At 61.3% G+C, this 19640-nt stretch carries 17 protein-coding genes; 3 read left to right on the forward strand and 14 right to left on the reverse strand.

The genetic code is table 11. From position 1 onward, the window contains the following. Positions 1-7: 7 nt before the first annotated feature. Positions 8-946, forward strand: coding sequence for a carbohydrate kinase family protein (locus tag GTP46_RS12110; RefSeq protein ID WP_161006869.1), 939 nt, complete (start codon positions 8-10; stop codon positions 944-946). A 36-nt stretch (positions 947-982) separates the two neighbouring features. Here the strand turns inward: GTP46_RS12110 and GTP46_RS12115 are convergent, their stop codons facing one another. Beyond that, on the reverse strand, positions 983-1513 hold the full coding sequence (locus GTP46_RS12115; RefSeq protein ID WP_443093204.1) for a YggT family protein: 531 nt from the start codon (positions 1511-1513) through the stop codon (positions 983-985). Between the two features lie 203 nt (positions 1514-1716). Between GTP46_RS12115 and GTP46_RS12120 the strand changes: the two genes are divergently transcribed. Then, on the forward strand, positions 1717-2814 hold the full coding sequence (locus GTP46_RS12120; RefSeq protein ID WP_161006870.1) for a hypothetical protein: 1098 nt from the start codon (positions 1717-1719) through the stop codon (positions 2812-2814). An 821-nt stretch (positions 2815-3635) separates the two neighbouring features. Here GTP46_RS12120 and GTP46_RS12125 read toward each other — a convergent pair. Continuing rightward, positions 3636-4106 (reverse strand): MarR family winged helix-turn-helix transcriptional regulator, encoded by a 471-nt coding sequence (locus tag GTP46_RS12125; RefSeq protein WP_229258911.1) that lies wholly within the window; start codon positions 4104-4106, stop codon positions 3636-3638. A gap of 81 nt (positions 4107-4187) precedes the next feature. Here GTP46_RS12125 and GTP46_RS12130 point away from each other — a divergent pair, with 81 nt between their 5' ends. Next, positions 4188-5666 carry an FAD-dependent monooxygenase gene (locus GTP46_RS12130; protein ID WP_161006871.1) on the forward strand — a complete coding sequence of 493 codons (1479 nt, stop codon included), beginning with the start codon at positions 4188-4190 and terminating at the stop codon, positions 5664-5666. 49 nt (positions 5667-5715) lie between these two features. Here GTP46_RS12130 and GTP46_RS12135 read toward each other — a convergent pair whose 3' ends face one another. The 12 genes from GTP46_RS12135 to GTP46_RS12190 form a co-directional block, all read right to left on the reverse strand. Further along, positions 5716-6828, reverse strand: a complete 1113-nt coding sequence (locus GTP46_RS12135) for a ribonucleotide-diphosphate reductase subunit beta (RefSeq protein ID WP_161006872.1) — start codon at positions 6826-6828, stop codon at positions 5716-5718. A 58-nt stretch (positions 6829-6886) separates the two neighbouring features. Further along, positions 6887-9811 carry a ribonucleoside-diphosphate reductase subunit alpha gene (locus GTP46_RS12140; protein WP_161006873.1) on the reverse strand — a complete coding sequence of 975 codons (2925 nt, stop codon included), beginning with the start codon at positions 9809-9811 and terminating at the stop codon, positions 6887-6889. Positions 9812-9982: 171 nt separating this feature from the next. Further along, positions 9983-10573: a 1,6-anhydro-N-acetylmuramyl-L-alanine amidase AmpD gene (gene ampD, locus GTP46_RS12145; RefSeq protein ID WP_161006924.1), complete on the reverse strand. Its 591-nt coding sequence runs from the start codon at positions 10571-10573 to the stop codon at positions 9983-9985. 26 nt (positions 10574-10599) lie between these two features. Next, positions 10600-12033, reverse strand: coding sequence for a sigma-54-dependent transcriptional regulator (locus GTP46_RS12150; RefSeq protein ID WP_161006874.1), 1434 nt, complete (start codon positions 12031-12033; stop codon positions 10600-10602). Then, positions 12033-13730, reverse strand: coding sequence for a sensor histidine kinase (locus GTP46_RS12155; RefSeq protein WP_161006875.1), 1698 nt, complete (start codon positions 13728-13730; stop codon positions 12033-12035). The genes GTP46_RS12150 and GTP46_RS12155 overlap by 1 nt, the downstream gene beginning before the upstream one ends. 12 nt (positions 13731-13742) lie before the next feature. Further along, positions 13743-14033 (reverse strand): PP0621 family protein, encoded by a 291-nt coding sequence (locus tag GTP46_RS12160; protein ID WP_161006876.1) that lies wholly within the window; start codon positions 14031-14033, stop codon positions 13743-13745. Beyond that, positions 14030-14833, reverse strand: a complete 804-nt coding sequence (locus GTP46_RS12165) for a cytochrome C assembly family protein (protein ID WP_161006877.1) — start codon at positions 14831-14833, stop codon at positions 14030-14032. The genes GTP46_RS12160 and GTP46_RS12165 overlap by 4 nt, the downstream gene beginning before the upstream one ends. A 21-nt stretch (positions 14834-14854) precedes the next feature. Next, the gene (locus GTP46_RS12170) at positions 14855-15646 is read right to left on the reverse strand and encodes an ABC transporter ATP-binding protein (protein ID WP_161006878.1); all 792 of its coding nucleotides are present in this window, start codon (positions 15644-15646) and stop codon (positions 14855-14857) included. Further along, entirely contained in the window at positions 15646-16479 is an 834-nt protein-coding gene (locus GTP46_RS12175; protein WP_161006879.1) for an ABC transporter permease, read from the reverse strand. The genes GTP46_RS12170 and GTP46_RS12175 overlap by 1 nt, the downstream gene beginning before the upstream one ends. Next, complete coding sequence (locus GTP46_RS12180; RefSeq protein WP_161006880.1) at positions 16479-17447, reverse strand: ABC transporter substrate-binding protein; 969 nt, start codon at positions 17445-17447, stop codon at positions 16479-16481. Before GTP46_RS12180 ends, GTP46_RS12175 begins: the two co-directional genes overlap by 1 nt. An 80-nt stretch (positions 17448-17527) precedes the next feature. Beyond that, positions 17528-18538: a M48 family metallopeptidase gene (locus tag GTP46_RS12185; protein WP_161006881.1), complete on the reverse strand. Its 1011-nt coding sequence runs from the start codon at positions 18536-18538 to the stop codon at positions 17528-17530. Then, positions 18538-19587, reverse strand: coding sequence for a YjgN family protein (locus GTP46_RS12190; RefSeq protein WP_202414240.1), 1050 nt, complete (start codon positions 19585-19587; stop codon positions 18538-18540). The genes GTP46_RS12185 and GTP46_RS12190 overlap by 1 nt, the downstream gene beginning before the upstream one ends. Positions 19588-19640 lie beyond the last annotated feature (53 nt).

The following is a 19640-nucleotide window of genomic DNA, read 5'->3' on the forward strand; positions in this document are numbered from 1 at the left end:
AACTATCATGACCCAGACCTCTTTGATTTGCGGCTCGATCGCGATCGACACCATCCTGCAATTCCCTAACCGCTTCGACAGCATCCTGCTGCCGGACCAGCTGCACAAGGTGAACGTGTCCTTCCTGGCGCCGACCATGCGCACCGAGTTCGGCGGCTGCGCACCGAACATCGCCTACAACCTGATGCTGCTGGGCGGCGCACCGCGCATCGTCGGCGTGATGGGGCAGGATAACGCCGCCTACATGGCGCGCTTCCGCAAGCTGGGTCTGGCCACCGACAACATCCTGATCAAGGAAGACGCATACAACGCCCAGTGCTTCGTCACCGCCGACCAGGATAACAACCAGATCAACGCCTTCCACCCGGGCGCCATGTCGTACGCGCACGAGAACGAAGTAGCCAAGGCTGGCGCGGCACGCATCGCCATCATCTCGCCGGACGGCCACCTGGGCATGAAGAAGCACGCCGAAGACCTGTCCAAGCTGAACATCCCGTTCATCTTCGATCCGGGCCAGCAGCTGCCGATGTTCAATGGTGAAGAGCTGATCGCCTTCATCGACAAAGCCACCTACGTCACCACCAACGATTACGAAATCGAACTGCTGGTCGAACGTACCGGCCTGTCGCTGGAAGATATCGCCGGCCGCGTGGAAGCGCTGATCATCACGCGTGGCGAGCAGGGTTCGGAGATTTACACCAAGGGCCAGAAGATTGAGATCCCGGCCGTGAAGGTTGAAGCAGCGCTGGATCCAACCGGCTGCGGCGATGCGTATCGCGCCGGCCTGCTGTTCGGTATCACCAATAGCTGGAACTGGGAGACCACCGGCCGCCTGGCCAGCCTGCTGGGCGCCATCAAGATCGCCCACAAGGGTGCGCAGAACCACAGCTTCACCGCCGCAGAGATCGCGGACAAGTTCGAAGCAGCCTTCGGCTACCGCTTCTAAGCTATAAAAAAAGCCCCGCACTGCGGGGCTTTTTAATTATCGGCCGCTGAAGGCCATGCCTAACAACAGCTGCGCAATCTGCAGCAGGATCAAAGCCACCAGCAGCGACAGATCCAAACTCCCCACCAGCGGCACCACGCGACGGATCGGTCGCAGGATAGGCTCGTTCAGCGCGCGCACGAATGGCGCCAGCGGCGCATGCGGGTTCACCCAGCTGAAGATCGCCTCGACCACCAGCAAGGCCATAAAGCCGTACAAAATCCACTCCAGGAAGCGCTGGAACGCCATCAGCAGCACCATCGGCCCGGACCATCCGGCAAAGAACAGCACCGAAGTCGCCGCCAGCACGATCAGGAAGGCGCCGATCAGACTGGCCCAGTCATAACCGCCCACACCCGGCACGATGCGGCGCAACGGGCGCACCAGCCAGTCCGACAATTGGAACGTGAACTGCGCCACCGACGACGGCGGCCGCACACGGATCACCTGCATCCAGAAACGCAACAGCAAAGCACCGCCCAACAGCGTGGCGATGGCATCGACAATCAACTTAAGAATACTGAGCACGAATCCCCTCCAATAAAAAAGCCGCTGTGTGATTGTCTCACACAGCGGCCATTGCCTCAGCAGGCTTCTAAGCGTTTAAGACTTAGGAAGGGCGAGTGCTGGTTGGGAACGGCCATGCGGCGGCCGGAGCCAGTACAGTTTTCGCTGCAGGAGCGGCGACTGGAGCGGCAGGTGCGGCGGCGGCAGCTGGTGCTGCTGCTGGCTTGGCTGCTGCTACTGGCTTAGCGGCTTCCTTCTTCGGAGCGGCTGCTTTTTTAGGAGCGGCTGCTTTTTTTGCTGCTGGCTTAGCTGCTGGAGCTGGCGCTGCGGCGGCTACTGGAGCTGCTGCTGGTGCGGCGGCGACCGGAGCGGCCGCTGGCTTAGCGGCTGGCTTTGCGGCTTTTTTTACGGCTGGCTTTTTCGCTGCTGCTGGTTTAGCGGCGACAGGTTTAGCAGCTGCAGGCTTCGCAGCTGCTTTAACTGGCTTTTTTGCTGCTGGCTTAGCCGCTACCTTTGCAGCCGGTTTGGCTGCCGTTTTCGCTGCTGGTTTTTTGGCAGCTACTACTTTCTTAGCGGCTGGCTTGGCGGCGACTTTCTTGGCAGCTGGTTTAGCGGCTGCTTTAGGAGCGGCTTTTTTCGCGGCTGGTTTAGCGGCTACTTTTTTTGCTGCTGGCTTGGCGGCTGCTTTTGGAGCGGCTTTTTTAGCGGCTGCTTTAGGAGCGGCTTTTTTGGCTGCTGGCTTGGCGGCTACTTTTTTTGCTGCTGGTTTAGCGGCTGCTTTAGGAGCGGCTTTCTTCGCTGCTGGTTTAGCGGCTACTTTTTTCGCTGCTGGCTTAGCTGCTACTTTAGCGACGACTTTTTTCGCTGCTGGTTTAGCGGCGGCTTTTTTCACAGCTGGTTTAGCGGCTGCTTTTGGAGCGGCTTTTTTCACTGCTGGTTTAGCTACAGCTTTTTTCACTGCTGGTTTAGCGGCGGCTTTTTTCACAGCTGGTTTCGCTGCTGGTTTCGCTGCAGCTTTTTTCACTGCTGGCTTGGCGGCTGGTTTAGCAGCGGCTTTTTTCACTGCTGGTTTAGCGGCAGCTTTAGCGGCTACTGGTTTTTTTGCTGGAGCGGCGGCTTTCGCTGCTGCTGGTTTCTTGGCTGGAGCAGCTTTCTTAGCTGCTGGTTTCTTTGCGGCGGTTGCCATGTTTAGTTCTCCTTCATCGGGGATGGGAAAAAATTCGTTTACAAGATTTAAACCCGTCCAACCCAGGTGGGCCAGGCGAATTATTCATCGGCGCAAACCGTACTCCGTTTGCGCTAATGAATTCGGCACTAGCTGAACTGCTGCATCTCCTCACAAGTGCAGCGCTTCAGCCATCGATCCACCCGCCGTCCGAGGCCGGAGCGGCGTGTGGATACTAATCTTGTCGCGACGCTTTGCGGTGGTCCGGGCGTATCCTCAGCTCCTGAAACCTGCGTCGCAGCCACGACTCGTTTTTTGTTTTCAAACAAAAAACCGCCCAGCCTGAATTGAATCAGGCAAGGCGGTTGAACAAAAACGACGTGGTCTTGTGCATATCTGTTTGAATCAGTGTCCCGTATCGCGGTCATCTTTGCGTGGTGCGTCTTCCATTTTTTCGCACTTTTTAAAACACGCATTTTCAAGTTCGTAAAGTACACGAAAACCTTGTCGGTGCGCAACCGGCACGATAGAGATTCACGCGCTTTTTTTACGTTCACCGTGCGCTAACTCGCGCATGCATCCCGATTCAAACTGCCCGGCTGCTTCGCCGCGCGCACTTCACGCTCGCTCCATCGGGTTCGGAAAGTGCCGCGCGCATCGCGCCGGGAAATCACACTTCAAAGTAAGCCTTATGCTGGCTGGGTTTCTTTGACGCCGCCAAAATCGGCTGGCAAATCGCGTCACCCGCTTCCGAATCCGAGAGCGCTTGCGCGCGGTTCGCGCGTCGTCGCTGCTCGACGTTTTTAATTCGTCGCGATTATGAGACAGAGTAAGGCGAATAGCAAGCGGAATACGGCGCGAGACCGCACCGCCGCTGCGTTTTAGTAGGCGTGTTCGAACGCGATGGCGTGCGAGTGTGGAGGTGTAAATCGACGTTAAGGCAAGTGGATGCAGGCGGCGTTTGAAGTGCTGGAGGATCTACTCGTCGTCTTCTAGTTTGCGGCGCGCCACCCAGTCGTTCATGCCGGCGGCCATGCGCTTGAGCAGTCGCGCGAGATCGCGGCGCTCGGCGCTGCTCCAATCGGCCATCAGCTCACCGACGATCTCTTCGCGCATGCGGTCAATGGCGTCGGCCATCTCGCGTCCCAGCTCCGTCACTTCCGCTTCGCGCACACGCTTGTCGCGGGTGCCGGCGCGGCGCACGACCAGTCCCAGTTCATCGAGACGCGCCACCTGCCGGCTGACGGTGGTGTAATCGCGCCCCACCAGATCGGCCAACTCCACCACGCCGATCGGACCGCGCCGGTCGATGCGTACCAGTAGAGGAAGCAGCGCGCGCTCGAGTGGCATGGCCATCTCGGACATCAGTTCGACGTCTGGCTCGGGGCGGCTCATGAAGCCGATGATGTCGAGCAGCGCGTCATGCAAATCGCGAATATCTTTATTCATATGTGCATTATACACATAGTTATTGACACGGATTTTGGACCGGAATAATATGTGCAAAATACACATACATAGGAGAGCAGCATGCACACTGATATTCTGATCTGCGGCGCCGGCGCGGCCGGCCTGACACTGGCGATCGACCTGGCGCGCCGCAATGTGGACTTCATTTTGATCGACCAAGTGAGTGAACCGTTCGGCGGTTCACGCGGCAAAGGCATCCAGTCACGCACCCTGGAGATCTTCGAAGCGCTGGATATGGCCGACCGCATGATCGCTGCCGGCGGACGCTATCCGTCGCAGCGCCACTACGCGGCCGATGGCAGCTACCGCGATGAAGTCTCCGTCGCCGCTACCGCCGCCACGCCTTCGGAACCGTACGGCGAGCCGCTGATGCTGCCGCAGCACCTGACCGAAGGCATCCTGCGCGAACGGCTGGCGGAGCTGGGACATACGCCGCACTACGGCCACGCGCTGCTGGGATTTGAACAGGATGGCGGCGGCGTCACCGCGCACGTGTCATCCTCCGAAGGAAAGATAGCGATCCGCGCCCGCTATCTGGTCGGCGCCGATGGTGGCCGCAGCTTCGTGCGCAAAACGCTGGGCGTGGATTTTCCCGGCGAGTCGCTGGGCGCCCGCGCGGTGGTGGCCGACCTCACGCTCAGCGGATTGACCCGCGAGGTGTGGCATCGCTGGGGTAAAGGCACTGGGCAAATTAGCTTATGCCCTTTGCAGGGGACCACGCTGTTCCAGCTGCAGATGCCGATACCGCTGGAAGGCGAGTTCGATCTGTCGGACGCCAGCATCAGCGCAGCCATCACCGACCGCACCGGGTGCGATGGCATCGAAGTCCACGCTGTACATTGGCGCTCCGACTACGCGATGAGCGCACGGCTAGCAACGCGCTACCGAGTAGGCCGCGCCTTCCTCGCTGGCGATGCAGCGCACGTGCATCCGCCAACGGGTGGGCAAGGTCTGAACACCAGCGTGCAGGATGCATGGAACCTGGGTTGGAAACTGGCGGCCGTCCTGCGCGGCGCCGATGACGCGCTGCTCGACACCTATGAAGAAGAGCGCCGTGAAGTAGCCGCCGAGATGCTGGGCATGTCCACCCGCCTGCTCGACGCCGCCCGCGAACGCGGCGACCTGCGGCGCGGGCGCGAACAGCAGCAGCTGGACCTCGGCTATCCGGCGTCCTCGCTGTCACTCGACGAGCGCGGCGACGATGCGCTGCTACGCGCCGGCTACCGCGCACCGGACGCTCCTATGCGCGGCGCTGGCGGACAGCCATGCCGTTTGTTTTCGCTATTGAAATCGGGAGATTGGATTATGCTGCGCTATGAAGCGAGCGGCTCGCCAGCGTTCACGCCGCGCCGAGGACTCCGCATCATCACCATCGGCGAGCATGCCGCCTTACGCGACCATCAAGGCCATCTACGCACCGCCTACGGCTTGACACCAGGCGACATCGCCCTGCTCCGCCCCGACGGCTACCTCGCCGCCCTCACTCACGACGAGCACAGTCCGGCACTGGCTGCATATATAGAGCAGTCGGTCCGCTAAAAAGAAAAAGCCCCGCGATGCGGGGCTTGGTACTCGGGGCTGACGGGGATTAATCCCAGTTCAACGCGCCGCCGGTCTGGTACTCGATGACGCGGGTTTCGAAGAAGTTACGTTCCTTCTTCAAGTCGATCATCTCGCTCATCCATGGGAATGGATTCTCTTCCTGGTCAAACATCGCTTCCAGGCCGATCTGGGTGGCACGGCGGTTGGCGATGAAGCGCAGGTAGCCTTTGAACATGGCAGCATTCAGACCCAGCACGCCGCGTGGCATGGTGTCTTCAGCGTAGGCGTACTCCAGTTCCACCGCTTTCTGGAACAGCTGCTTGATCTCTTCCTTGAAGGCCGGAGTCCACAGCAGCGGGTTTTCCATCTTGATGGTGTTGATCAGATCGATGCCGAAGTTGCAATGCATCGATTCGTCGCGCAGGATGTATTGGTACTGCTCGGCAGCGCCCATCATCTTGTTCTGGCGGCCCAGCGCCAGGATCTGGGTGAAACCGACGTAGAAGAACAGGCCTTCCATCAGGCAGGCGAACACGATCAGCGATTTCAGCAGCTTCTGGTCGTTTTCCACGGTGCCGGTGGTGAAGGCCGGGTCGGTCAGGGTGTCGATGAACGGGATCAGGAACTCGTCCTTGTCGCGAATCGATTTGACTTCGTTGTAGGCGTTGAAGATCTCTTGCTCGTCCAGGCCCAGCGATTCAACGATGTACTGGTAGGCGTGGGTGTGGATCGCCTCTTCAAACGCCTGGCGCAGCAGGTACTGGCGGCACTCAGGAGCGGTGATGTGGCGGTAGGTGCCCAGCACGATGTTGTTGGCGGCCAGCGAGTCGGCGGTCACGAAGAAGCCCAGGTTGCGCTTCACCAGGCGACGCTCGTCGTCGGTCAGGCCGTTCGGGTTCTTCCACAGCTCGATGTCGCGCTGCATATTCACTTCCTGCGGCATCCAGTGGTTGGCGCAGCCGGCCAGGTATTTGTCCCAGGCCCATTTGTATTTGAACGGCACCAGCTGATTCACGTCGGTTTTGCCGTTGATGATGCGCTTGTCATCGGCATTGACGCGCAACGCGACTTGTTCAGCGCTGCCCTCGGAGGTGGCCAGCGTGGCTTGGTTAACTGCTTGTTTGGCCGGTGCGGCCTCTTCGTCCCAGGACAGCGACATAGTGAGTTCCTTCTATATATATGTAATGTGCGCCGTCCAAGACGGCGCACGCTTTATTTTACTGGCAAGCTTCGCATTCCTCGAAACCGTCGTCGCCTGGACGCAGGTAGCAGGCTTCGCCATCCGCTTCCACGGCGGCCGGAGCCACGGCCACTGGCGCCGGTGCGGCAGCTTGGGCGCTGGCCGACATGCCGCCATCCACTGCCACCGCGTTCAGCGCGCCGGTCTTGGAGGTCGACTTCTCGGTGTGGGTGGCCGAGGTGGTGCGCAGGTAGTAGGTGGTTTTCAGGCCACGCAGCCATGCCAGCTTGTAGGTTTCGTCCAGCTTCTTGCCCGATGCGCCAGCCATGTAGATGTTCAGCGACTGCGCCTGGTCGATCCACTTCTGGCGACGCGAGGCAGCTTCCACCAGCCAGCTTGGCGACACTTCAAACGCGGTGGCATAAATGTCACGCAGGTCGTTTGGAATGCGATCGATCTTGGCCAGCGAGCCGTCGAAGTATTTCAGGTCGGCGATCATCACTTCATCCCACAGGTCACGTGCTTTCAGGTCACGTACCAGGTAGGCGTTGATCTCGGTGAACTCGCCCGACAGGTTGGACTTCACGTACAGATTCTGGAAGGTCGGTTCGATGCAAGCCGACACGCCAATGATGTTCGAAATGGTCGCGGTCGGAGCGATCGCCACGCAGTTCGAGTTACGCATGCCGAACTTGGCGATGCGCTCGCGCACCGGGGTCCAGTCCATCGCTGCCGACAGATCTTGCTCCAGGTAGCCGCCGCGTTCTTCGGCCAGCAGCTTGATCGAGTCCTGTGGCAGGATGCCGCGATCCCACAGCGAACCTTTGTACGAAGCGTAGTGGCCGCGTTCTTCCGCCAGTTCGGTCGATGCCAGGTAGGCGTAGTAGCAGACCGCTTCCATCGAGGTATCAGCAAACTGCACCGACTCCATCGACGCGAACGGCACGCGCATCATGTGCAGGCAGTCCTGGAAGCCCATCACGCCCAGGCCTACCGGACGGTGACGCATATTCGCGTTACGCGCTTTTTCAACTGCGTAGTAGTTAATGTCGATCACGTTATCCAGCATGCGCATTGCGGTGCGGATGGTTTTTTGCAGCTTGACGTGATCCAGCTTGCCCTCTTTCATGTGGGCCGGCAGGTTGACCGAACCCAGGTTGCAGACGGCGATTTCGTCCGGACCGGTGTTCAGGGTGATCTCGGTGCACAGGTTCGAGCTGTGGACCATGCCCACGTGCTGCTGCGGCGAACGGATGTTGCACGGATCTTTGAAGGTGATCCATGGGTGGCCGGTTTCAAACAGCATCGACAGCATCTTGCGCCACAGGTCCAGCGCCTGGATTTTCTTGAACACGCGGATTTCGCCGGCGGCGGCTTTGGCTTCGTAGCCCAGGTAGGCTTTTTCGAAGGCTTTACCAACCAGGTCGTGCAGGTCCGGGGTATCGGATGGCGAGAACAGAGTCCACTCGCCTTTTTCCATCACGCGCTTCATGAACATGTCTGGAATCCAGTTGGCGGTGTTCATGTCGTGCGTACGGCGGCGGTCATCGCCGGTGTTCTTACGCAGGTCCAGGAACTCTTCGATGTCCATGTGCCAGGTTTCCAGGTAGGCGCAGACTGCACCTTTGCGCTTGCCGCCCTGGTTCACTGCCACAGCGGTGTCGTTGACCACTTTCAGGAACGGCACCACGCCTTGCGATTTGCCGTTGGTGCCCTTGATGTGGGCGCCCAGAGCACGTACTGGGGTCCAGTCGTTACCCAGGCCGCCGGCGAATTTCGCCAGCAGGGCGTTTTCCTTGATGGCGTCGTAGATGCCTTCCAGGTCGTCCGACACGGTGGTCAGGTAGCACGACGACAGCTGCGAACGCAGGGTGCCCGAGTTGAACAGGGTCGGGGTCGACGACATGAAGTCGAAGCTCGACAGCAGGTTGTAGAACTCGATGGCGCGCGCTTCGCGGTCGCTTTCGTTCAGGGCCAGGCCCATGGCGACACGCATGTAGAACGCCTGCGGCATTTCGATGCGGGTGTCGCGGATGTGCAGGAAATAGCGGTCATACAGGGTTTGCAGGCCGATGTAACCGAATTGCAGATCGCGGTCAGCGACGATAGCTTTGGCCAGACGGGCCAGATCGAACTCGCCCAGTTTGGTGTCCAGCAGTTCGGCAGCGATACCCTTGGCGATGTACTGCGGGAAGTAGGTCACGTATTCGGCAGCAGCGGCGCCTTGCGCAACTTCCTTGCCGAAGACTTCTTTACGAATGGTGTGCAGCAGGATGCGGGCGGTCACTTGCGAGTAAGCCGGATCCTTTTCCATCAGCGCGCGGGCAGCCAGGATGGCGGATTTGTGCAGCTCTTCGACCGGTACGCCGTCGTACAGGTTTTTCAGGGTTTCAGCGACGATAGCGTCGGCATCCACATGTTTTTCCAGGCCGATGCAGGCGGCGTTAATCAGGCCGGTCACACGCGACAGTTCCAGCGGCTTGCGCTCGCCGTTTTCCAGCACGTGGATTTGCGGTGCAGCGATGGTGGTGGCGCCCGACGCTTCCTTGGCCAGGCGACGCTCTTCCATTTGCTTGGCGCGGTACAGCACGTAAGCGCGAGCGACGTCGTGTTCGCCCGAACGCATCAGGGCCAGTTCAACCTGGTCTTGCACGTCTTCGATGTGGAAAGTGCCGCCCGATGGCTGACGGCGGACCAACGCCGCGACCACGCTAGCGGTCAGCTGCTCGACCAGTTCGCGGATGCGGGCCGAAGCCGCGCCTTGGCCGCCGTTCACGGCCAGGAAGGCCTTGGTCATGGCGACTGCAATTTTCGATGGTTCGAATGCGACGACTGCGCCGTTACGGCGGATGATGCGGTAGTCACCGAGGTCGCTCGCTGCCGTTACCGGGCTGCTGGCGGTACTCGCAGCCACTGCTGGTACCAGTGCTGGATTGATGGTGATGTCTTGAGTAGATTGCATTTAAGCTCCCCGGTTACAACGCGCAGTCATTGCTGCTCGCATATGTTTGTTTAACAAGAGTTGGCCCTGCGGCAACCACTAGATATAGTGCCTGACCCAACTCGATCCACTGATTGTAGTAGCCGGATTTTCCCGGTGCAAGGGGAAATTTTGTCGTTTACGGCAATTTTTCTATTGACTTTGCGAAAGGCCTTTTGCCACGCCTAGTCCGGCGATAGCGGCCACTAACGCGGGCTCATCAAGTGCCTTTTCTTTGAGCAATTTCTGATAATGTTCCCATTCAAACAACGGTCCGGGATCGGTCTTCCGGCCCGGCGCTATGTGTTCATGTCCCTGCACGTCGGTCAACGGATAGTGTTCCAGCAGCGCCAATGTCAGTTCGGCTAGTGCCGTGTACTGGGCCGCTTCAAACGGCACGAAATCACTGCCTTCCAGCTCTACGCCGATAGCAAAATCATTACATTTCTCGCGCCCGCGAAAGCTGGACACGCCGGCATGCCAGGCGCGTTCGTTAGCAGAAACGTATTGAATGATGCGGCCATCGCGGCGGATGAAAAAGTGGCTGGAAACCTTCAGCCCACGCAGGTTGACGAACGAGGGGTCAGCATTATAGTCGATCCGGCCGGTGAACAGGTCGGACACGTGCGGACCGCTGAATTCCCCACCCGGCAGCGAGATGTTGTGGACCACCAGCAGGGTGATGTCTTGCGGGTCCGGGCGGGCGTCGAAATTGGGACTGTCATAGCGCTGCGCCTGAGGCATCCAGCCATCAAAACCACTCACCGGGTTCACGTATCCGGCTCCTGGATATTCAGTTTCTGCATCTGGTAGCGCAGCTGGCGGAAGCTGATGCCCAGCAGTTGCGCGGCCTGGGTGCGGTTGAACTGCGTTTGCGCCAGCGCGCGCAGGATGATGTCGCGCTCGACCTGGATCAGGTATTCGGGCAGGCTGGATGGCAGCGAGTCCGGGTTCGGCGGCGACACTGGCGGTACCGGTGCGGCCGGAGCGGTCCATGCCGGCACCGGTGCAGGCAGCGGCGCTACCACTTCCGCAGTGCGCGCACCCTTCAATGCCAGGTCGCCGACTTCGATCACGCCATCGTTGGCAAAGGCCAGCGCGCGTTCGAGGATATTTTCCAGCTCGCGCACATTGCCGGGGAAGGAATAGCCTTTCAGCGCATCCAGCACGCCGGCGCCCAGCACCACCTTGTGTTCAAAGGTGCCGAGACGTTCGAGGATGGCGCCGGTCAGTTCGCCCAGGTCATCGAGCCGTTCGCGCAGCGGCGGCAGCGTCAGTTCGATCACGTTCAGGCGATAGAACAAGTCCTGCCGGAAGCTGCCCTGCTCCACGCATTGGGCCAGGTTCTTGTGGGTCGCACTAATAATACGCACATCGACCGGCTCTTCGGCGGTCGCGCCGATCTTGCGCACGCGCCGTTCTTGAATAGCGCGCAGCAGCTTGACCTGCATGGCCAGCGGCAGGTCAGCCACTTCGTCCAGCATCAGGGTGCCGCCGTTGGCGGCCTGGAAAAAGCCTTCGCGGTCGTCGGCCGCGCCGGTGAAGGAGCCTTTGCGATAGCCGAAGAACTCCGCTTCCATCAAGGCTTCCGGAATCGCGCCGCAGTTGACAGCGATGAAGGGTTTGCCCGCGCGCGAGCTTTGCGCGTGGATCTCGCGCGCCGCCAGTTCCTTGCCGCTGCCTGATTCGCCATGGATGTAGACCGGCGCCATCGAGCGCGCCAGCCGCGCGATCTGCGCGCGCAGCGCCTGGATCACGGCCGACTCGCCGCGCAAACGGCTGACGGTAGTCGCGGCGCTCGGCGCTTGTACGGCTGCCGGTCCGGCGTTCAGGCGCAAGGCCGATTGCACCATCACGCGCAGCTGGTCCAGCGCAACGGGCTTGGAGATGTAATCGAAAGCGCCGGCTTTCAGCGCCACCACCGCGTTGTCGGCACTGCCGAAGGCGGTGACCACCGCCACCGGCGTGTTCTTATATGCCGCCGTCACTTCGCGCACCAGTTCCAGCCCAAGGCCGTCCGGCAAGCGCATATCGGTCAGCACCAGTTGGTATTCTGTAGCCAGCAGCGCGCGCGCCTCGGCCAGCGTGGCGGCGCTGTCGACGTCCAGCCCCATTTTCAGCAGGGTCAGTTCCAGCAGTTCGCGCAGGTCGGCCTCGTCGTCGACGACCAGGACGCGCGGAACGCGAGAAGAAGCAACACTCATCAAACAGCCTTTCCTTGCTTCTGCCCGGGCGAGGCGAAGGTGATTACAAAGCGCCCGCTCAACGCCGGGCTGCCGTCGGCGCTGTCCTGATGATCAAAACGGTATTCATAGTCCAGCCGCGCTTCGTTATTCAAGCACAATTCCCGCGCCAGATACAGTCCCAGTCCCGTGCCTTTGCTGGATGTGGTGTAAAACGGTTCAAACAAGTGGGCGCGGACTTCGGGCGAAATGCCGGGGCCATCGTCCTGCACGTGCAGTTCCAGCCGCTGCGCCTTATCGCGCACTGCGTCGAGGCGGATCGACGCCGGCCCGCCGCTGGCGTAGCGCACCGCGTTGTTCAGCAGGTTGAGCACCACTTCGCGCAGGTGCAGGCCATCGAAGCGCACCAGCGTGCCCGGCGCCACCGTTACGCCGACGATCTCCGGCGCCAGGCTGTGGGTGTCGATGAATTCAGCGCGCAGCTCGGCCAGGAAGGTGTCCAGCGCCAGCGGCTCGCTGTGCGGCTGCGCCTTGCGCGACAGCTGCAGGATATCCTCCACCATGCGGTTCACGCGGGTGACATTGTCGCCGATGATTTTCAACAGGCGCTGGTGCACCGGGTCGGTAATGTCCTCGCCCAGCAGCGCGGTGGCGTGGCCGATGGCCGACAGCGGATTGCGCACCTCGTGCGCGATACTGGCGGTCAGTCGCCCCATCGACGCCAGCTTCAGTTGCTGCGCCTGATTCTCGATGCCGGTGACGTCCTGCAAAAAGATCACGCTGCGCTGGGCGCCAAGATCATGGGTATCGGCCGCGGCAAAGCGCACTTTCAGATGTGCGGCCAGGTCGCGGCGCGCGCTCCATGCAGCGGTCATGCCTTCCAGCGCAGCGTCGTTGAATGGTTTGATGGTAAGGAAGGCGGTCGAACGCGTGGCGTCGGCACGCCAGTCATGGTAAGCCTGTGCCAGCGGCGCCAGCGCCACCGCCGCCGACAGTTTAAATTTGAGCTCCGGCCCGACGAGGCCCAGCATGTGCGCCGCCGCCGGATTACCGGCAAACACCTGCCCGTCCGGATCCACCACCAGAATGCCGTCGCCGATATTCGCCATCACCAGCCGGTTGACGGCTTGCTGCACATTGATTTCGACGCCGCGCTGGTTGGCCAGTTCCTCCTGCCCGATCAACTTGGCGGCCATGCGGTTCACCACCAGCACGGCGGCCAGGAAGGCGGCACCGTACAAGCCGGCCTGCATCACATCACGGTCGCTTTCGGTGATGAAGATCTGCCAGGTGGTGTCGCCGAGCAGGAATAACGCCACCAGCGAGGCGCAGAACAGCGACATCACCAGCGGCGCCAGAATCGCCAGCCCGGCCAGCGGGAACAGATAGAGTATCGCCAGCCCGCTGCGCATACCGCCGCCGGCCAGGTACAGCAAGGAGATGATGGCAAGGTCGCAGGCGATCTGCGACAGCAGCTGCAGCACGAAGCGGCGCTGCACATACACCGCCGACAGCGTGAAGCAAATCGCCAGCCCAAGATAAATCAGGCAGATTTGCAGGTAAAGATACTGGCCCGATGCGCGCAGGCCGCGGTTATCGAAACTCAGGTAGACCAGCAGCACCAGCGCGATCACCACCCGCGTGGCGTTCAGCGTTTGCAGCGAGCGCCAGAAGGTAGCGCGCGATTCGGCCGACAGGGCTTGCAGGCGCGCGATCACGGCGCGAAGGCGTTACGCGGACGGCAGTGCGGCATGGGCCGCGCTGCAATAGTCACGGCCATTGGCCTGCACCGTTTCCGAGGCAGGATAGAAGATGCCGCAGTGCGCGCATTGCACCATCACCTCGGCATCGTTGGCCGCTTGCGAACGCGATGGCGCCTGCTGCGCCTGTGCCTGCGGCGCAGGCGGCTGTTGTTGTTGGCGGAACTGCTGCTGATGGCGCTTTTGCGCCTCACGGATCTTGGAACGGATTGCGAAGATCACCAGGAATACCAACGCTAGCCAGAAAATAATACGGCTCATGCCCAACCCTTATGCAAAACCACTTCAAACACAAAACGGCTGCCAACATACGCCAGCAGCAAAGTCGCAAAGCCGGCCAGCGTGAAGCTCAGCGCCGTCTTGCCGCGCCAGCCACGGAAGCGACGGCCGGCCAGCAGCGCGGCAAACAGCACCCATGACAGCAGCGTGAACACCGATTTGTGATCCCATTTCAGCGCCTGCCCGAACAACTCTTCCGAAAACACGATGCCCGACAACACGGTAAGGCTCAATAGCGCGAAGCCGAAGCCTATCATGCGGAACAACAGTTTTTCCATCGTCAGCAGCGCCGGCAGCTGGTCCAGCGCCCCGGACAAAAACGATTTGCGGTCGGTACGCGCATGCAGGCGCGACTCCTGCAACGCCATCAGCACGGCGTGGAAGGCGGCGATGGTCAGCGTCGAATACGCCATGGTGGCGATGGCGATGTGCCAGCCGAACAGCGGCGACTTGCCTTCCAGCGGCACCAGATTCCCCGGGAAGACCAGCTGCAGCAGCGCGGCGACGGCGGCCACCGGCATCACCAGCCGGCGCAGGCTATCGAGGCTAAAATTCTGGTTCTCGATCCAGTAAGCGGCTACCGACACCCACAGCGCCGACGACAGCATGGCGGCAAAGCCGAAACGCAGCGTGCCGCCGGCGGCGATTTCCGACCACAGGCCGGCGCCGTGCAGCAGCCATGCGGCCAGCGTGACAACCGAAATCAGGCCGCCGCGGCGCGAAGGCAGCGCGGCACACACGATGTACAGCACAATGGCTGCGATAAAAGAATAAGTCTGCATCCCGGCAGTCTACACCATCGCTCAATCCACGGCAGCCATGCGCAGCTCGTCGTGATGGTGGCGCTGCTGCTCCTCCATCACCAACTGACCCAGCTCGCGCTTGAGGGCATTGAATTCGGCGGCGGCCGGATCGCGCAGGCGCGGCAAGTCGATCAGCAGGTCGCGCTTGACGGTGCCGGGACGGTAGGTCATCACCACAATGCGGTCGGCCAGGTAAATCGCCTCTTCGATCGAGTGGGTGACGAAGATGATGGTCTTTTTCAGCTCGGACCAGATGCGCAGCAGTTCATCCTGCAGGTTGCGGCGCGTGAGCGCGTCCAACGCGCCGAACGGTTCGTCCATCAGCATGATGGGCGAATCCAGCGCCAGCACACGCGCAATCGCCACCCGCTGGCGCATGCCGCCCGACAGGTCTTTCGGATAGCGGTTGCGGAAGTCCTGCAGCGACAGCATATTCAGCAGCTTATCCACCGTGGCCTGGATCTGCGCTTTCGGCTGGCCCTTGATTTCCAGGCCGAAGGCGATGTTGTCGGCCACCGTCATCCACGGGAACAGCGCGTATTCCTGGAACACCATGCCGCGCTCCGGGCCGGGCGCGGTCACCAGCTTGCCGTCGGCGGTGATGCTGCCGGACGACGGCGGCGCGAAGCCTGCCACCGCGTTCAGCAGGGTCGACTTGCCGCAGCCGGAAGGTCCGAGCAAGCACACGAACTGGCCCTGCGGGATTTCCAGGTTGATGTCCTTGAGCGCCACCACTTCGCGTTCGGCGGTCTGGAACACCTTGTTCACTTGCGAGATGAGGATGTGCGACATCAATTCTCCAATCCGCGGTGCCAGCGCAGCAGGTAGTTATTCAACTTGTTCATGCCGACGTCGATGGCCAGGCCAATCAAACCGATGGTAATCATGCCAGCGATGATTTTGTCGGACCAGAAGTACTCGCGCGCTTCGAGGATGCGGAAGCCAAGGCCGTTATTCACCGCCACCATCTCGGCCACGATCACCACGATGAAGGCGGTGCCGATGCCGATGCGCACGCCGGACAGGATGTAGGGCACGGCGGCCGGCAGGATCACGCGGGTGAACATGGTGAAGCCGGAAGCGCCGAGATTGCGGGCGGCGCGGATATAAATACCGTCCACCTGGCGCACGCCGGCGATGGTATTCATCAGCACCGGGAAGAAAGCGCCCAGCGCGATCAGGAACACGGCCGGCGGATTGCCAAGGCCGAACCACAGCATCGACAGCGGAATGTAGGCAATCGGCGGAATCGGCCGCACCATCTGCACCAGCACATTGAACCAGTCGTAGACGCGGTTGCTCATGCCCATCGCCAGCCCAAGCGGCAAGGCCAGCCCGCCGCCGATCAGGAAGCCGACCACCACGCGGTACAAGCTACTCAGCGAATCGGTAATCAGCTCGCCGGAGACGGCCCAGTGCAGCCAGTTGCCGGCCGCCGGATCATACGGTTGCAGCGGCAGCAGGTAGGCGATCCACTTCTCCGCCACCGCCAGCGGCGACGGCAGCACTTGCGGATTGACCCAGCCCAGCGCCGCCACCGTCTGCCACACCGCTACCACCACGGCCGGCAGCACCAGCCCGATGCCGATCTGCCGCAAGGAGGACGAGTGCGAGCCGGCCGCCATTATTTAACGCCCAACGATTTCTTGGCGGCTTCCAGCAAGTCAGTCTTGACCCAATCCTTGGCCACCGGCGGCTTGGCCATGCGGCCGACGCCAGTCTTGACCATCACGTCGGTGGTGGTCTGGATATGTTCCGGCGTGATGTCGTAGCTGTACGGCGAATTGCCGATGGCATCGTCGAAATCATCCTTGGTAATCTGGCCCTTGAACACCACTTCGCGCACATACTTCTCGGCGATGGCCTTGTTGTCGATGAAGGTCTTGGTGGCTTGCACGAAGCAGCTCATGAACTTTTCGGCCAGCGGGCGCTTCTCTTTATAGAATTTCTCGGTCATCACCATGGTGCGTACCGGCTCGCCGATCGGCGTGTCGTACGGTTTGATGATCTCGGTGCCGAAGCCTTTGTTGATGGCCTGCGAGGATTGCGGCTCGGACTGCATCATGGCGTCGATCTGCTTGCCGAGCAGCGCTTGATTGAGGTCGGCGTAGGCCAGGAACACCAGCTGCACATCTTTGCCCGGCTGGTCGGAGACGGTCAGGCCGTTTTGCTGCAGCTCGGCCAGCAGCAGCACCTCCTGGATGCCGCCACGCGTGACGCCGACTTTTTTACCCTTGAGATCTTTGACGGTTTTGAGTTTGAGGTCGGCACGGCTGACCAGCTGCGCGCCACCCTTGGCAAAGCCGGCCACCACGAAAATCGGTGCGCCGCCAGCGCGGCCCGAGATGGCGGCTTCGGAAGCGGTGGTGCCGACATCAAGCTCGCCGGCGATAATCGCCTGCATCACGTCAAGGCCTTTGGCGAACACCCGCTCTTCCACCTTGATGCCACACTTGGGCGCGATTTCCTTGATATACGAGACGGCACCGTAGTGGGCGAACTTGAGGTTGCCCAGTCGGACCACTTCCTGCGCGTGGGCCGAACCGAACGTGGCGGTCATGACTACGGCGGTGCAAATCGCTTTCAGTTTCATCCGTCTCTCCAATTGTGTGGTTTGGAGAAATCATACCAAGCCCGGCAGGTCTTGCCTATCAGCGTATGCTGACTCGCCCGCTAGTGGTGCATGGCGGCGCGCACGTAGGCGATGCGCTCCTCGCTGGCCGGATGACTGGACAGATAGGCCGCCATCTCCGCGCCGTGCTCCTTCTCCACTTTTTGCAGGCGCTCGAATACCAGCAACAGGTGATCCAGCGGAATGCCGTTCCGCTGCAACATGGCGATGGCGTACTGGTCGGCGTCGCGTTCGGCGTCGCGCGAATACTTCATGTCCAGCATGGCAGTCGGTGCGGTGCTCAGCAGCGAGGAGACGTCGCCGAACAACACCGCCGCTCCCGCCGTCACCACCGCGCCCTGGATCACGCGGCGCATCATGTGGTGCTGGTGTAGGTGACCCAGCTCATGCGCCAGCACGCCCATCACAGCATCCTCGTCGTCCAGCAGGCGCACCATTTCGTCGGTCAGCACGATGTCGCCGGAAGGCAGCGCGAAGGCGTTGGGACCAAAACGGCTCTTGCGGAACACCAGCCGCCATTGCGTAGTCTCGCCGTCCGGCGGCTGCAACTGGCGGAAGCGCGCGCTCAGCGCATCCATGCGCTGGTCGGAAAAGCGCGACGGCTCGAACACCCGCTTATCGAGCACGGCCAGCACGCCCTGCCCCAGCTGACGCTCCATGCTGGGCGGCACAGCGCGCGCCAGCCAGTCTGCGGCCGCTGGCAGCGCGTAAATGTAGCCAAGGCTCAGCACTGCCACCGTGCCAACCGCTGCGGCCAAGGCGCCGCGCCAGCTCTGCTGGATGCGCACCACCCAGCTGTCGGCATGGCCGGTGCGATGCAGCAGCTGCGTCAGGCCGGCCAGGTCGTCGCGTACTTCGAGGTAGGCGCCATCGGGGAAAGTCACCTTGCGCGGCGCGTGGCGACTGCGCTCGGACACACGCAACTCGTCCAGCGCCGCATCGCGCTCGAACTCGCCGCGCACCTGCGCCACGCCTTCGGCCACTTGCAGCGTGACGTGGTACAGGCGCGAAGTGCGGCCGTCAAAATAGCTGGCGTAGACGCACTCGCTCATCAGATCGACAGGTCGAAGTCCAGCATGTCGGTGGCGCCGACGCCGGTGGCGGAGACGGCATCGTCCGCGCCAGCGGCAAACTCATCGAGGCTACCGGCCGGCAGCAGCGCGATCGACTCCAGGTGGTAGCGCGTCCAGCGCACAATGGCGAACGGCGTGAACAGGCCCAGCGTGCAGACAATGCCCAGCACGTTGGTCACCGACAGCAGCGCCACTTTGCCCCACTCCATGTCCGAGCTGAAGCGGTGCTCGCCGAGGCTGGTGTGGTTCCACACCAGGTTCTGGATCATGTTCATGAACACCGGAATCAGCAGCGCGAACCACAGGTAGCCGATGGCCACCGACACGAACACCGCCTTCGGCCCCAGGGACGCGCCCAGCACGGCGCTGGCGATGCCGATCACGATACCGCCCGCAAACATCAGTCCCAGCAGGATGAGGTAGCGCTTGTAGAACGCGCCGACGGTGGCGTCAAAGCTGAAGTGCTGCGAGCCGTAGCGGCTCTCGGTGTGCTGGAAGCGCTTGACGCGCTGGTGCACAAACGGCAGCGCCAGCGTCAGGCTCACCACATACAAAATCGGCAGCAGCAGGAAGTGGAAGTAAGCGGCTTTCAGCGAACCGCCAAAGCCGAAGCGGATGCCGCGGTAGCTGGTGTAGAACAGGCGGAACTTCAGGCTGTTCCAGACCAGGAACGGCATCACCGCGCCTAATAGCAGCAGCATGATCAAGCCGGCCACCGGCGAAAACTGGAACGCCAGATTATAGCCGCCGACCAGTACCAGCGCGATGATGCGGCCCTTCAGGATCGCCATCGGCTTGCCGTGGTATTCGAAGCTGGCGCCGGCCAGTTCAGTGCAGGAGTACATATACTGGTTGCGGCGCAACTTGGCCCAGGCCGAGTAGATGCCCAGCGTGGCAATGGTCAGCAGCAGGTTGACGATCCAGATGCGGAAATACTCGCTGCCGCTGGCGTGGAATTTGATGCGCTGCGGGCCCGGCACGGCCGGCGCTGGCGCCACGGCGGGTGCGTCGTCGAGGAACTGCTCCATATAACTCTCCTGGCAAAATTAAATAGATAACAAGACAATGCGCTGACAAAGCA

The sequence above is a fragment of the Duganella flavida genome, from assembly GCF_009857445.1.
GTDB lineage: Bacteria > Pseudomonadota > Gammaproteobacteria > Burkholderiales > Burkholderiaceae_D > Rugamonas > Rugamonas flavida.